This window comes from Nocardioides flavescens (assembly GCF_009823805.1).
In the GTDB taxonomy this organism is placed as follows: domain Bacteria; phylum Actinomycetota; class Actinomycetes; order Propionibacteriales; family Nocardioidaceae; genus Nocardioides; species Nocardioides flavescens.
In genome coordinates, this window is the sequence record NZ_WUEK01000011.1 from 57923 (window position 1) to 71345 (window position 13423).

Consider the following 13423-nt stretch of genomic DNA (forward strand, 5'->3'; position numbering starts at 1 on the left):
CGAGCCCCGCGGAGTTGGGCGCAGTGATCGTCTGTGAGCCGCGCCTCCTGGTAGCACAGGTGCTACTACCATGGGTCCATGACGACCGTGGGGCTCCGAGAACTACGACAGGACGCGTCCGAGCTCGTCCGCCGTGTCGAGGCAGGCGAGGAGATCACCATTTCGGTGTCCGGGCGTCCGGCGGCCCGACTCTCGCCGGTCCGGCCGGCTCGGTGGCGGACGTGGGACGAGGTCGAGGAGCTGTTCCAGGGGCCGGCCGACCCGGACTGGCGCGAGGACCGCGACCTCGTCGACGGTGAGCTGCGCGACCCGTGGGAGGCGCGGTGACCGGCGAGCGGGCCGTGCTCGACACGAGCGTCGTCATCGACGAGGGCCTCTCCCCGCTGCCGGGAGTGCTGGCCATCAGCACCGTGACGCTGGCCGAGCTCCACTTCGGGGTGATGGTCGCGAAGAGCTCACCGGTGCGGGCCGAGCGACTGCGACGGCTGAGCGTCCTTCAGCACCGCTTCGACGCACTCCCGGTGGACGACGCGGTCGCGGCGAGCTACGGGCGTCTGTCGGCGGCGGTCGTCGAAGCCGGGCGACGGCCCCGCGGTCGGGTGATGGACCTCCTCATCGCCGCCACCGCACACGCGCACGACGCTCGCCTCTACACGCGCAACCCAGGGGACTTCAGCGGGCTCGAGGAGCTCGTCGAGGTGGTGGCCGTCTGAGGTCGGTCGACCTCAGGCTGATCGTGACGGGCCCGCCGGCCGGGTCGGCGCTCGACACGACGCTCGCGGGCACGCGGTAGACCCGGCCGGGCGCGGCGGGCCATGCAGTGCGGGCCCGGCCGATCTCGCGGCCGTCCTGAGTGGCGACGACGACCGGCAGCAGCCTGGAGGTCTCCGGCCACAGCAGCAGGTCACCTCGGGGTGTCCGCTGACCGGACACCAATCGCTGGGGGCTCACCCAGCGGAAGTCGTCGCTCGCCAGGAGCGGCACCGAGTCTGACTCGCCGAGCACGCCCCTCAGGTCGGCCACGACGCCGTCTGCGACGTGCCGTCCGTCGAGGGCGGCCGCGTCGGCGGTGTCCACCGGATGGACGAGGTTGCCGACGGCGAACACACCGGCTCGGCTGGTGCGCAGCGACCCGTCGACGCTGGGGCCACGGGTGCCGCGATCCAGGTCGAGCCCGGTGAGCCGGGCGAGCTCGTGGTCGGGCACCCAGTCGCCGGTCGTGACCACGGTGTCGCACTCGACCCGGGTGCGCTCGCCGGTGTCGAGGTGCTCGAGCACGACCGCCTCGACCCGGGTGCGGCCCTCGATGCTGACCACGCGACTGCGGGTGCGCACCGGCACGTGCGTGGCGCGGCCCCACGCCCGGAACGCGGCGTACGCCTCGGCGTGGGCGTAGCGGCTCACCATCGCGACCGTCTCGCAGCCGGCCTCGCGCAGCGTCACGACCGCCGACCAGCTCACCAGCTCGGCACCGACGACGACGGCCCGCCGGCCGACCTCGGCGTGGTGGAGGTGGACGAGGTTCTGCAGCTGACCGGTGGTGTACACGCCGTCGGGACGGTCGCCGGGGATGCGGCGGGCCGGGCGCGGGCGCTCGCGGGCGCCGGTGGCGAGCACGACGGCGTCGGCCTCGACGACGTGCCGGCCGCGGGGCGAGGTGACGAGCAGCCGTCGCTCGCCGTCCCAGCCGGTCACCTGCGCCTCGGTCTCGAGCACCGCTCCGGCGTCACGGGCGGTCGCGGTGAGACGGCGCGCGTACGCCGGCCCGGAGACGAAGCGGTGGAGGTCGCGCAGGCCGTAGCCGGGGTGGTCGCTGTGGCGCGGGATGCCGCCGGTCTCGCGCTCGCGCTCGATCACGCGCACCTCGCCGTCGACGACCGGGGCGAGCGCGGTCGCCGCGGTGAGGCCCGACGGCCCACCGCCGACCACCGCGACGGCGACGTGCTCGACCGGGAGCTCGGCGCTCACTGCGCCACCCCCTGCGCGAGCAGCGACGCCGCGTCAGCGCCGCAGTAGAACCCCTGGCACCGACCGCCGGCCATCCGGGTGCGGCGCCGCAGCCCGTCGAGGTCGCACGGCGGGATCGTCGAGGCGAAGGCGTCGCGCACCTCGCCCGCGGTGACCCGCTCGCAGAAGCAGACGATCCGCCCGTACGCCGGGTCGCGGGCGATCAGCTCGGCGTCCTCGTAGGGGCGCACGCCGGCCTCGCCGAGGTTCGGCATCCGGGGCGGCTCGGGCAGGTCGTCGCGTTCGGTGAGGTCGAGGTCGGTCGCGCCCAGCAGCCCGACGACGTGCTCGGCCAGCGCCATCCCGGCGGTGAGACCGGTTGAGCGGATGCCGCCGACGAGCAGGTAGCGCGCGTCGGCGTCGAGGTCGACGAGGTAGTCCTCGCTCGCGATCGCGGCGCGCAGCCCGGCGTAGGAGGCCGTCACCTCCTCCTCGAGCAGCGACGGCATCAGCCGCTCGCCCTTGCTGAGCAGGAAGTCGAACCCCTCCTCGGTGGTGCCGGTGGCGGTGCGGTCCTCGATGTTCTCCGAGGTGGGGCCGAGCATGACGTTGCCGTAGATGGTCGGGCTGACGAGCACGCCCTTGCCGCGCGAGGACGGCACCGGCAGCACGATGAGCGGGACCTTGGGCCGGGCGAGCTTGTCGAAGACGAACAGCTCGCCGCGACGCGGGGTGACGGTGAACCGTTCGTGGCCGAAGAGCCGGTCGACCGCGTCGGCGCCGAGGCCGGCGGCGTTGACGACCCACCGCGCGTGGACGTCGCCGCGCGCGGTCTCGAGGCGTACGCCGTCCTGGTGGCTCTCGACGCCGGTGACGCGGGTGCCGCGCAGCAGCTGCGCGCCGCGGCGTACGGCGTCGGTGGCGAGCGCGAGGTTGGTCGTCCAGGTGCAGGTGATCGACTCGCCGGGCACGGTGAGGCCACCGAGCGCGCCGGGCCCGAGGTCGGGCACGAGTGTGTAGACCCCGTCGGCGCCGATCAGCGCGCAGGCGTCGTAGCCGTTGGCCTCGGCCTTCTCCTTCAGCCCGGGCAGTGCGTCGAGCTCCTCGTCGCTCCAGGCGACGAGCACGGCGCCGGTGCGCTCGACGGGGATGCCCGTGCGCTCGGCGTACTCCCCGAGGAGGTGGTAGCCACGGGCCACCATCCGCGACTCGAGCGTGCCGGGCTTGGCGTCGAAGCCGGTGTGCAGGATCGCGGTGTTGGCCTTGCTGGTGCCGTCGCCGACGTCGTCGCGCCCCTCGATCAGGGCGACGGACAGGTGCCGGCCCGCGAGGTCGCGGGCGATGGCCGAGCCGACGATGCCGGCCCCGATGACGGCGACGTCGACGGTGGCGAGGGTGGTCACGGGCGAGCCTTTCCGAGAGATGACTGGGTGGCCGCCGCCTGCCACCGGTCGAGGAACTCCTCGGCGCGGTCGGCGCCCCAGGCAGGCTCGAAGACGTGGTCGGGGGTCCAGCCGCCGACGACCTCGGCGAGGTCGAGACCGGGATCGAGGGCGAGCCGCGCGCAGGCGGCGGCGCCGAGCGGGGTGGCGTGGGCGGAGGGGTAGACGTCGACCGGCAGCTGCGCGAGGTCGGCCTGGGCCTGCATGAGCACGTGGGAGCGGGTGAGGCCGCCGTCGACGCGCAGGCGGGTGAGCGGGGCGCCGAGGTCGGCGCCGACGAGACCGGCGAGCAGCGCCACCTGGGCGGCGACGCCCTCGAGCAGGGCGCGCACCAGCTGACCGCGACCGGAGCTCAGCGTCATGCCGGTGAACGACGCGGTGGCCTGCGGGTCCCACCACGGGGCTGCCAGGCCGGCCAGCGCAGGCACGCAGAGCACGCCGTCGCTGTCCGGCGCCGCGACGGCGTCGAGCTGGTCGGCCGCGCCGACCAGGCCGAGCTCGGTGGCCCAGCGCACTGCGGAGGCGGCGGTGTAGACCTGACCGTCGACGCAGTACGACGTGCGCCCGGCCAGCCGCCACGCCACCGAGGTGGTGAGCCCGGCGGTGGAGCGCACCGCCCGCTCGCCGAGCTGCGCGAGCAGGAAGGCGCCGGTGCCGTAGGTGCACTTGGCCGTGCCCGCCTCCAGGCACGCCTCGGCGAGCAGCGCGGCCTGCTGGTCGACGACGAGCCCGGTCACCGGCACCTCGGCCCCGAAGACGGTGGTGGTGCCGACGACGTCGTCGCTGGCCACGACCTCGGGCAGCGCCTCGTCGCCGAGGCCGAACACGTCGAGCAGCTCGCCCGACCACGCCACCTCGTCCAGTTCGAGTAGCAGCGAACGGCTCGCCGTGCTCGCGTCGGTCACGAACGCCCCGCACAGCCGGTGCACCAGCCACGTGTCGGTCGTCGTGACCACGCCGTCGGTGGTGACGTGGTCACGCAGCCAGCGCATCTTGGGCGCCGAGAAGTAGGGGTCGAGCACCAGCCCGGTCCGCTCCGCGACCCGCTCGGCCTCGTGCCGTCGTACGTCGCAGATGGCCTCGCTGCGCCGGTCCTGCCAGACGACGGCCTGCGAGAGCGGGCGACCCGTGGCGCGGTCCCAGGCGAGGACGGTCTCGCCCTGGTTGGCGAGCGCGACCGCCGCGAGCGGCACCCCCGCCTCGGCCACCGCGCGCCGACCGGCGTCGACCACCGAGTCCCACAGCGCCTCGGGGTCCTGCTCGACCCCGCCGCCGTCGAGGTAGCGCGGGTGCAGCGCCTCCTCGGCCAGCGCCAGCACCCGCCCGGCCTCGTCGACGACGATCGCCTTGGTGCCCGACGTGCCCTGGTCGATGGCGAGGACCGCTGTCACATCACTCCTTGGTATAGACCAACAGTCCTACCGTCCCGCGCCCGCGCTCCCCAGTCAAGACCCGCCCGTCGGTGGTTGAGGAAGTCGCGCCAGCGACTGTCTCGAAACCACTCCCATCCCACCGCTGGTCGAGCAGCGAGCCCCAGCGAGCGTCGTCGAGACCACACCCACCACCCGGTGGTTGAGGAGGGGACGAAGTCCCGTCTCGAAACCACGCCCGCCCACCGCGCGTACAGTCACCGCCATGCCAGGGCCGGGAGGTGCACGCTCCCCCCGCTACCTCACCATCGCCGCCACGCTCCGCGACCGCATCCTGGCCCGCGAGCTCGCCCCGCACGACCCGCTCCCCTCCGAGCGCGAGCTCGGCGAGCAGTTCGGCGTCAGCCGGATGACGGCCCGCCAGGCGATCACCGTCCTCGAGAGCGAGGGCCACGTCTGCCGCCGCCCGCCGCGCGGGACGTTCGTGGCCGAACCTCGGGTGAGGTTCCGCATCGGCAGCTTCACCGAGGAGGCCAACCGCCTCGGCCGCCGTCCCCGCGCCGAGCTCCTGTGGGCCGCCGAGACCGAGCCCGACCCGGACACCAGAGCGGCCCTCGACCTCCACGACGGCGCCACGGTCCACGCCTTCCGCCGGCTGCGGCTGATGGAGGACGAGCCGATCGCCATCGAGACGACGTACTTCGCTGCAGCCGCGACCCCCGGCATCCTCGACAAGGCCGACGAGGGCTCGCTGTGGACGCTGGTCACCGAGCTCTACGGCACCGAGCTGCACCACTCGGACGCCGTGCTGGAGTCGATCGTCCTCGACGAGAAGTCGTGCGCGTTGCTCCACATCCGCGCTGGCTCGCCCGGCATCATGCTGACGCGTCGCACGTACGACGCCGCCGGCGCATGCGTGGAGTACGCCCGCGACGTCTACCGAGCCGACCGCGCGGCCTTCGAGGTCACTGCGAGCCTGACCTCGTGACCGCTCCCGACTCCCGCCGGGTCGTCCTCTTCGACCTCGACGGGGTGCTGACCCGGCGCGACACCTTCGGCACCCTCGTCACCCGCCGCCTGCAGCGCCAGCCGTGGCGCCTGCCCGCCACCGGCCCCGCCCTGCCCCTGCTCGGCCTGTCGGTGAGCGTCCCGAGGCTGCGCGGCCCCGTCGCCCGCCACCTGGTCCGCTCCGCGCTCTTCGGTGTCTCCCTCGAAGCCGGCCTCGCGGAGTGCGCCGCGCTCGGCGCCGAGTTCGCCGCCACCCCGTCCTGGCTCCGCGCCGAAGCCATCGCCGCCGCGGTCGAGTACGCCGAAGCCGGCGACCGCGTCGTCGTCGTCACCGCCACCGAACGCCACCTCGCCCGCGCCCTCCTCGACGGCGTCGGCCTGGACGCCGCCGAGCTCGTCGCCTCCGAGCTCGCCCGCACGCCCCTCGGCCTCGAGCTCAGCCCCCACAACTACGGACCCGCCAAGCTCGACGGCCTCGCCCGCGCCGGCATCCACCCGCCCTTCGCCGTCATGCACAGCGACTCCGCTGCCGACCTGCCCCTGCTCCGTCTCGCCGACGAGGCCGTGCTCGTCGCCGCCCCCCGTGCCGACGTACGACGGGTGCGCAGCGAGTTGGCTCGGGAGCCGGCAACCGCCGCCTGGCGGTGAGAGCCGGACCGAGACCCGTTCGCGGAGCACGCGCGGCGGTCCGTCCGCGCGACGGTCGTGTCGTCTCATACTTGCGACTGTGACCGAGCCTGCAGCGACCGAGGTTCGACCTGCAGGGACCGACGTTCCGTGGGGCCCTTTGACCCTGGCGCTCCACATGACGCTGTTCGCGGTGCCCGCGGTCGTCGCGTGGACGTCGTCTCTCGATGCGTCAGCCGCGCTCCCCCTCGTGGCGCTGCCCGCGACGCTAATGTGCGGGTTGGGCATGCTTGCCAGATCACGGCAGCGGCCCGCTGGTCTGAGGATCGTCGGGGCCACGCTCGCTGCCGCGGCGCTCGAAGCCGGGGCCGCGCTCGCGTTGATCGCCGCATACGCGGCCCAGCACCCCGAGTGGGACCTGTCGTAGGGCGGCCGTCGACCCCTCCGCGTTGCTGTTGCCGATATAGGCGAACTGGTCGCGCACGACCCCTGCCGGACGCCGACGGGCCGCGCCCTCGACGAAGTTCACCGACAGCCCGCGCTGGCTGGCTCGCACCTGCTTCGATGCCTGGGTGACCGACCTCCGCATCGGGACGTGGAACGTGCAGTACGCCCGAGGTGTCGACAAGAACCAGGCCCGGCTCGACCACCTCACCAGCCTCGACGCAGACGTGTGGGTGCTCACCGAGACGCACGACGAGCTGGACCTCTCGTCTACCCACACTGCCGTCAGCACCGAGGACCGGTACGTCACCCCAGGAGGCCGGTGGACGACGGTCTGGACGTCGCTGCCCGTCCTCGAGCGATTGCCGGTCGGCGATCCCCGTCGATGCGTCGCGGTGCGACTCGGCGCCGGCCGCGCCGGTGAGCTCGTCGTCTACGGGGCCGTTCTGCCGTGGAACGGTGACGCCGGCCCGGACCCGAGTCGTCCGGCGAGAGGCTGGGACGAGTTCTACCGCGTCGTCCCGGAGCAGGGCCGGGAGTGGGCTTCGCTGCGAGATCGGTACCCGGACGCCACCCTCGTCGTCGCAGGCGACCTCAACCACGACCTGGGTGGACCTCACTACTACGGCACGAGGGCTGGTCGAGCGCTACTACGCGAGCACCTCGACGCGGCCGGCCTCGATTGCCTGACCGCCACCGACCGATTCGAGCCGGGCATTCTTGAGCACCCCCCTATCGACCACGTTTGCGCGGGGCCCGCTCACGGCAGATCCCTCACGTCGACGGCGGACGGGTGGGACAAGGTCATCCGAGGCGTACGGTTGAGTGACCACGGCGGCACTCTCGTGAGCCTCGGGGTGCATTCCGAGAGGCCCGGGCGCTCCCACTGAGCCCGACCCAGCGGGTGTCTCGTCCACTGCGTCTCCCTGATGCACATCGGCCACCGGGCCGCGAAGCGCGGGACGCTCGACACGCCTGTTGCGTAGAACCCAATGCGAACAGAGCCCTGTCGCAGAGGGCTGGCGAGGGCCCTTGCCTCCTCTAACCGAGGCATCCGCCTCGACGGTCATTCCGCCGCTTGTGGTGCAACCAGCTTCGCCCGGTGTTCGGCGGAAGCGTGTTCGCCGCAGGGCTCTCTCAGGGTCCCCCCCGCCAGTGGTCGATCCGATGGTGGTCCGGCAGGAACCCGTGCCGGACACCCCAGACGACGGCCTGGGTCCGGCTCTCGACCTGGATCTTGCGGTAGAGGTTCTGGATGTAGGACTTCACGGTGTTGGGCGCGAGGTAGGTCAGCGCGGCCACCTCGGCGTTGCTCTTGCCCTGGGTGATGAGCGCAAGGATCTCCGACTCGCGGTCGGTGAGGCCCTCCCCACGCCCCGGCCAGTCTCCTGGGGCCGGCTGGCGGCGGCTCCGGGTGCGGGGCGGCGGGTCGTGGAAGACGCGCTCGCCGGCGTGGACCGCTTCGATCGCCTCGACGAGCTCGCGGGCGCTGAGCGCCTTGGAGAGGTAGCCGTGAACGCCGAGCTCGCGCGCCTTGCCGACCAGCTCGGGGTGGAAGTTCCACGAGTAGACCGCGACCCGGTGGGCCCGGGGGTTGTCGATGAGGACCTGGATCTCGTCCTGGTCGGTCTCGGGCTGGGCGAAGGAGTCGTAGAGCGCGACGTCGACCTCGTCGTGCAGCGCCGTGTCGGCGTCGAGCTCGGCGACCAGGACCCGGTCGCGGTAGGGGTCGAGCATGCTGGCCACGCCCGAGACGACGACGTCGTAGTCGTCGATGATCGCGATCGTGATGGGGGCCTTCGGCGGCACCGCTCGAACTTACCTCCCTAGGTAGGTGTCAGCGCCTCCCTGTGGATGGTTGCGTGGCCACCGGTGCCGGGAGCTCCCGGCGTCACCACAGGGAAGGAGCACCAACCGTGGAGTTCATCCTCTGGATCCTGGCCGTGATCCTGGTCGTGTCCGGGATCGTCACGCTGTTCCGCGGCCAGGTGCTGTGGGGCGTCGTCCTCATCGTCGTGGGGCTGCTCGTCGGGCCTGGCGGCGTCAGCCTGTTCACCTGAGCTGTACGACGGGCCGCCAGTCCCAGGTCGCGGACCCCTACCCCCGACGGGGTCCGCGACCTGTCCCTCCCTGCCCGTGCAGCGTGCGCTGGCGTCGCATGACGTTCTCTGGCCACAGACGCCCTCCATGCCCAACCATCCGTTGCGTGGCGTGCGCCTGCAGCGGGCTCGCGAAGGGATGTGTTGGCTTTTCGCCCCCTCCCAACCTCTTCGGATCTCGAAGCCAGCAGATCTCGAAGCCAGCGATCGCCGGTACCTGCGAATCTCACGCAATGTCGAGCAGGGACTCGACGGCGCCGATGCCTTGCCCGATGGCGGGAGCGAAGGAGGCAAGCTCTGACTCGCCGATGCGGTGGGAGCGGGCGACCGACTCCCACTCGCCGACGGCACTGACGACCCGCTCGGCGGCCTCGTTGCGCTCAGACTCCGTCAATCGGCACTCGACCGCCAGAGAGGCGAGTCCGAGGGTCTCGTCGGCCAGGGCGCGGGCACCGTCGATGCCGGACACGCGCGTCTTGGCAACGTCTCGCTCGGGGTTGACGTCGAAGAGCGGAGCTAGGGTCCAGCCACCCCGAGAACGGGTGAAGCCGTGGTTGCGCATGTGGTCGTCGGTGTTGTGGATCGCGACCGAGAAGGCCACCCGGACCCACAAGGCAGCGAGGTCGGCCGTGGTGGCTGAGCCAAGATCGCTGATGGCGTCGCAGACGTCGGTGTAGTCCGACGGGTTACCGTCGGACGCGCCCAGCAAGGTCATCGCGCTGACGTACGGCAGCCGGTGGCCCTCGGGGGTCCGGTCGAAGCGATCGAGGACCAAGACACCGCGCCCGTTGAGCCGTGTCAGACGGCGCTCAGGTACGTCGATGCCGCAGGTAGCGGCCAGGTCGAGCGCGGTTGCCTCCCAGGCCATGACATCCCACTCGTCGTCATGGTGGGGGAACTTGGCGATCATGAGTTGTTCCCCGTCGCGCACGGACGCCTTGGGGCGCGCGCCACCCAGCGAGCCAGACCCGGCGTCGAGCAAGTCCTTGATCGCGCCCTGGTCCTCGGGGTCGCGCGCGATGGTGTCGGCAGCGGCCAGGAGCCGCGGGAGTTCGAGGAGTTTCGGCACGCTCGTGTCGGGGTCGACGAAGGGCCCGTCGGCACTGGCTCGCAATCGGAGCGCGCCTTGACGGGTCAGGTCGGAGACGCCGACGAGGTAGTCGACGTCGGTCAGGGTGCGCTGGGTGGTGCCCGCTCGCAGCGACTCGGCCCGCAGCCGCTTGGTGACCAGATTGCGGCCCCAGCGATCTGGCGAGCAGTCCTGGAAGCAGCCGGGCAGGCCGGGCACGGTCGTGGAGCGACCGAAGATGGGTAGCGCCGGGTCGATCGGATAGTTGTCGGCACGTTCCAGCCAGGCAGGATCGTAGGTGAAGGTAGTGCTCACTCCGGATCGGAGCCGCGAGGAGGCGTCGAAGAAGAGCGTGCCGACGAGGCTCGACTGGCTCTCTCGGTCGTCGTAGACGAGGACGTACTCGGGCATCTCAGGTCTCCTTCGGCGGGTCTGCCTGGTGGGTTCCGCGGCGGGTCAGTGGCGGACGCGCTTGGGCAACGACTGCCCGGCGCGGGCCTTGCCGAGGTCGGTCTGGAGTGGGTCGACGGCCTCGAGGATGAGATCGGTGATGCCGAGGGCGCGGGCGACGTCGAGGAGGACGCCGATGCTGACGCCCGGATCCCCGGCTTCGAGTTTCCACAAGGTGGGCTTGGAGACGCCCGCGCGTTGGGCGACCTGTTCGGCAGTGAGATCCTGCAACTTGCGCCACTCGACGAGGCGTGCGCCGAGGGTGTGGGCATGACGACGGGTGCGGGCCGAGATGGGCCGAACGGCCATAACAGGCCTCCTTACGGCTAAGTATTCTTAGTGCTAACCGGGATAAGACTAAGGATACTTAGTCATAGAGTCCATCGCGGAGGAACCCGGCTCGGCGACCTGTCCACACCGACCTGTCCCTCACCGGCGCCTGAGCCTGCGCTTGCGCCGCCTCCGGGCGCGCTGACGCCGCTCGACGACGGGGTCGACCACACGCGGAGGTGGGACGAACCCGGGAGGCAGCTCCACCGCGAGGCGACGCGCGCGCCGGCGCCGCGCCCACGGCGTCCGGCCGTGGAGCCACGCCACGACCGGGACGTTGGCGACGACGAGGACGACCACGCCCACCACCCGCGCCCCGTCGTACGTCATGAGCGAGCGCAGCAGGCTGCCGCGCCGCGTGGTGGTGATCTGCGCGTCGTACGACGCCGTCGCCGGGTCGACGACCGCGACCACGCCGTACCAGGTGAACATCGCCCACACGCTGGCGACGAGCAGCCACCACCCGACCCCTCTGGTGCGCCGGAACGACGCGACGACGATCGATGCGAACGCCGCCCCGACGACGTAGAACTCCCCGCCCAGCAGACTCTCGTCGAGCGCCTCGGGCGCCGATGCGAGGAACAGCACCGCGGTCGCGGCAGCCACCACGCGGCCCAGCCACGCCAGCACCGTCAGCAGCACACGCGACCAGCGTCGGCGACTGCGCGAGCGGCCACGGGTCACCCGGTCAGCCTGCCCCTGCCGACGGCCAAACACCCCCGAGGGTGACCATGCGACCCCTCGCGGCGGGAGACCTGCCTCGCAGCGGCGAGACTCGCCGCAGGTGAGGAGCCGACATGTACCTGCACGTGGAAGAGCTCATCAACGAGATCGTCGTGGACGAGCCGGACCCGGCTGCGGCCAACGCCCTCCAGGAGGGCCTTGGTGGTCAGTTCGGCGAGATGCGCACGATGATGCAGTACCTGTTCCAGTCCATGAACTTCCGTGGTGACCCGGCCTCGAAGCCGTACAAGGACCTGCTCCAGGGCGTCGGCACCGAGGAGATCAGCCACGTCGAGCTGATCGGCACCACGATCTCGAAGCTGCTCGACGGCTCGCCGCGCTACCAGGGCAAGAAGGACGACCCGGTCGACCAGCCGGGCGCGAAGGGCGCGACGCCGCTCAAGATCGCCCTCGACCACAGCAACATCCACCACTACCTCGTGGGCGCGCAGGGCGCGCTGCCCGTCGACTCGGCCGGCAACCCGTGGTCCGGCTCCTACGTCTACAACAGCGGCAACCTCGTGCTCGACCTGCTCTACAACCTGATGCTGGAGTCGACCGGGCGGCTGCAGAAGTGCCGCATCTACGAGATGACCGACAACAAGGCCGCGCGCTCGACGATCGCCTACCTCATCGTGCGCGACCAGGCCCACGAGAACGCCTACGCCAAGGCGCTGGAGTCGCTCGGGGTCAACTGGGGTCCGCTGCTGCCGATCCCCAAGACGAACGCCGAGCAGTTCCCCGAGGTCAAGCGGCTCGTCGACAAGGGGCTGCAGAGCATCCAGTACACGTTCAACCCGCAGCAGACGAGCCAGGCCGCCAAGCTCTACCGCGGCGCGTCACCCTCGAACGACGGCACCGAGCTGAGCGTCGAGCTGATGCCGGAGGGCGTGCCCATCGAGATCTCGCCGGAGCGCAAGGAGGAGTTCGCCCCCGGCCTCGACCCCGAGCTGCTGGCTCTCATCCAGGCCACCGCCGAGGTCGAGCTGAAGGAGGCCGACCGGCCGCCGTCGTCCTGACCGGTGCCTGACCTGCCGCCGGCTGCGATCCGCTCCAGCCGGCGAGCAGGCCGAGCGCCCGGGCCGTCGCCGAGCCCGGCTGCACGGTGTAGACGACCAGCCGCTGGTCGGGGTCGTGCGGACCGGCGACGGTCTCGATCTCGAACTGCATCGGACCCGCGACCTCGTGGCGCACGTGCTTGACGAGCGAGGTGCGGTCGCTGACCGCGTGGTCGTCCCACCAGCGCGCGACGTCCGGGTCGCCCGCCCGGAGCTCCTCGACGGTCTCGCGCAGCCGGTCGTCGTGCGGCCGGCGCCCGAGCTCGAGGCGGAGACCGCCGACGGCGGCCTCGGCGAAGTCCTCCCAGTTGACGATCACCTCGCGGGCCCGCGGGTCGGTGAGCAGCCAGCGGGGGAACGACGTCCCGACCGGCAGCGGCGCGTCGAGCACCGCGGCGAGCAGCGCGTTGCGGGCCAGCACCTCGCCGCGGTGGCCGAGCAGGAGCACCGGCACGTGCCCGAGGGCGGTCATCAGCCGCAGCATGCCCGGGTCGGCGCGCTGAGCCTCCACCGGGCTGCGGCGGGCCCCACCGGGCGCCGCGGCGGCGTCGGCCAGGGCGCCGAAGTGGGCCGCCTCCACCTCGTCGAGCCGCAGCGCCCGGGCGATCGCCGTACGCACCTGCGGGCTGAGGTGTCGCTGGCGGCCCTGCTCGATACGGCTGTAGTGATCGGTCGAGAGACCGGCGAGCCAGGCGACCTCCTCCTTGCGCAGCCCCGGCACCCGGCGCGCGCCCGGCCACGGATCGATGCCGGCCCGCGAGGGCGTCAGACGGTCGCGCCGCGAGCGCAGGAACGCCGCCAGCGTGTCGCCCCCGGTCGTCATGACCAGAGCCTAGACACGCGCAGCCGGCCCGAC

At 72.2% G+C, this 13423-nt stretch carries 16 protein-coding genes; 8 read left to right on the top strand and 8 right to left on the bottom strand.

Annotated features, from left to right (window positions below; all coding sequences use genetic code 11):
* The first annotated feature begins 78 nt into the window (after positions 1 to 78).
* The gene (locus GRQ65_RS16720) at positions 79 to 327 is read left to right on the top strand and encodes a type II toxin-antitoxin system Phd/YefM family antitoxin (protein WP_160879138.1); all 249 of its coding nucleotides are present in this window, start codon (positions 79 to 81) and stop codon (positions 325 to 327) included.
* Positions 324 to 713, top strand: coding sequence for a PIN domain-containing protein (locus GRQ65_RS16725; protein WP_160879139.1), 390 nt, complete (start codon positions 324 to 326; stop codon positions 711 to 713). Before GRQ65_RS16720 ends, GRQ65_RS16725 begins: the two co-directional genes overlap by 4 nt.
* Here the strand turns inward: GRQ65_RS16725 and GRQ65_RS16730 are convergent.
* From GRQ65_RS16730 to GRQ65_RS24110, 3 genes are read right to left on the bottom strand one after another with little or no spacing between them, the layout of a single operon-like run.
* The gene (locus GRQ65_RS16730; protein ID WP_160879140.1) at positions 673 to 1968 is read right to left on the bottom strand and encodes an FAD-dependent oxidoreductase; all 1296 of its coding nucleotides are present in this window, start codon (positions 1966 to 1968) and stop codon (positions 673 to 675) included. The two genes, GRQ65_RS16725 and GRQ65_RS16730, sit on opposite strands and share 41 nt — an antisense overlap.
* Positions 1965 to 3350, bottom strand: a complete 1386-nt coding sequence (locus GRQ65_RS16735; protein WP_160879141.1) for an FAD-dependent oxidoreductase — start codon at positions 3348 to 3350, stop codon at positions 1965 to 1967. The genes GRQ65_RS16730 and GRQ65_RS16735 overlap by 4 nt, the downstream gene beginning before the upstream one ends.
* Positions 3347 to 4780, bottom strand: coding sequence for an FGGY family carbohydrate kinase (locus GRQ65_RS24110; protein ID WP_160879142.1), 1434 nt, complete (start codon positions 4778 to 4780; stop codon positions 3347 to 3349). The genes GRQ65_RS16735 and GRQ65_RS24110 overlap by 4 nt, the downstream gene beginning before the upstream one ends.
* Before the next feature lie 244 nt (positions 4781 to 5024).
* Between GRQ65_RS24110 and GRQ65_RS16745 the strand changes: the two genes are divergently transcribed.
* The 4 genes from GRQ65_RS16745 to GRQ65_RS16760 all read left to right on the top strand — a co-directional run bounded on the left by GRQ65_RS16745 (position 5025) and on the right by GRQ65_RS16760 (position 7728).
* Entirely contained in the window at positions 5025 to 5747 is a 723-nt protein-coding gene (locus GRQ65_RS16745) for a GntR family transcriptional regulator (RefSeq protein WP_160879143.1), read from the top strand.
* Positions 5744 to 6415, top strand: a complete 672-nt coding sequence (locus GRQ65_RS16750; protein WP_160879144.1) for a haloacid dehalogenase-like hydrolase — start codon at positions 5744 to 5746, stop codon at positions 6413 to 6415. Before GRQ65_RS16745 ends, GRQ65_RS16750 begins: the two co-directional genes overlap by 4 nt.
* Before the next feature lie 157 nt (positions 6416 to 6572).
* Positions 6573 to 6821 (top strand): hypothetical protein, encoded by a 249-nt coding sequence (locus GRQ65_RS16755; RefSeq protein WP_160879145.1) that lies wholly within the window; start codon positions 6573 to 6575, stop codon positions 6819 to 6821.
* 145 nt (positions 6822 to 6966) lie between these two features.
* Positions 6967 to 7728: an endonuclease/exonuclease/phosphatase family protein gene (locus tag GRQ65_RS16760; RefSeq protein WP_160879146.1), complete on the top strand. Its 762-nt coding sequence runs from the start codon at positions 6967 to 6969 to the stop codon at positions 7726 to 7728.
* A gap of 247 nt (positions 7729 to 7975) precedes the next feature.
* On the opposite strand, the gene GRQ65_RS16765 is transcribed toward GRQ65_RS16760, so the two are convergent.
* A complete protein-coding gene (locus GRQ65_RS16765) occupies positions 7976 to 8647 on the bottom strand; it encodes a response regulator transcription factor (RefSeq protein WP_337191806.1) in 672 nt (223 codons plus the stop codon).
* Between the two features lie 107 nt (positions 8648 to 8754).
* Between GRQ65_RS16765 and GRQ65_RS22220 the strand changes: the two genes are divergently transcribed.
* Positions 8755 to 8898 (top strand): GPGG-motif small membrane protein, encoded by a 144-nt coding sequence (locus GRQ65_RS22220; RefSeq protein WP_202388295.1) that lies wholly within the window; start codon positions 8755 to 8757, stop codon positions 8896 to 8898.
* Positions 8899 to 9163: 265 nt separating this feature from the next.
* On the opposite strand, the gene GRQ65_RS16770 is transcribed toward GRQ65_RS22220, so the two are convergent.
* From GRQ65_RS16770 to GRQ65_RS16780, 3 genes are all read right to left on the bottom strand, one after another.
* Positions 9164 to 10417: a type II toxin-antitoxin system HipA family toxin gene (locus tag GRQ65_RS16770; protein WP_160879147.1), complete on the bottom strand. Its 1254-nt coding sequence runs from the start codon at positions 10415 to 10417 to the stop codon at positions 9164 to 9166.
* Positions 10418 to 10462: 45 nt separating this feature from the next.
* Entirely contained in the window at positions 10463 to 10765 is a 303-nt protein-coding gene (locus GRQ65_RS16775) for a helix-turn-helix domain-containing protein (RefSeq protein WP_160879148.1), read from the bottom strand.
* A gap of 120 nt (positions 10766 to 10885) precedes the next feature.
* Positions 10886 to 11470, bottom strand: a complete 585-nt coding sequence (locus GRQ65_RS16780; RefSeq protein WP_160879149.1) for a hypothetical protein — start codon at positions 11468 to 11470, stop codon at positions 10886 to 10888.
* A 113-nt stretch (positions 11471 to 11583) separates the two neighbouring features.
* Between GRQ65_RS16780 and GRQ65_RS16785 the strand changes: the two genes are divergently transcribed.
* Complete coding sequence (locus tag GRQ65_RS16785) at positions 11584 to 12528, top strand: manganese catalase family protein (protein ID WP_160879150.1); 945 nt, start codon at positions 11584 to 11586, stop codon at positions 12526 to 12528.
* On the opposite strand, the gene GRQ65_RS16790 is transcribed toward GRQ65_RS16785, so the two are convergent.
* Entirely contained in the window at positions 12470 to 13390 is a 921-nt protein-coding gene (locus GRQ65_RS16790) for a helix-turn-helix transcriptional regulator (protein WP_160879151.1), read from the bottom strand. The two genes, GRQ65_RS16785 and GRQ65_RS16790, sit on opposite strands and share 59 nt — an antisense overlap.
* Positions 13391 to 13423 lie beyond the last annotated feature (33 nt).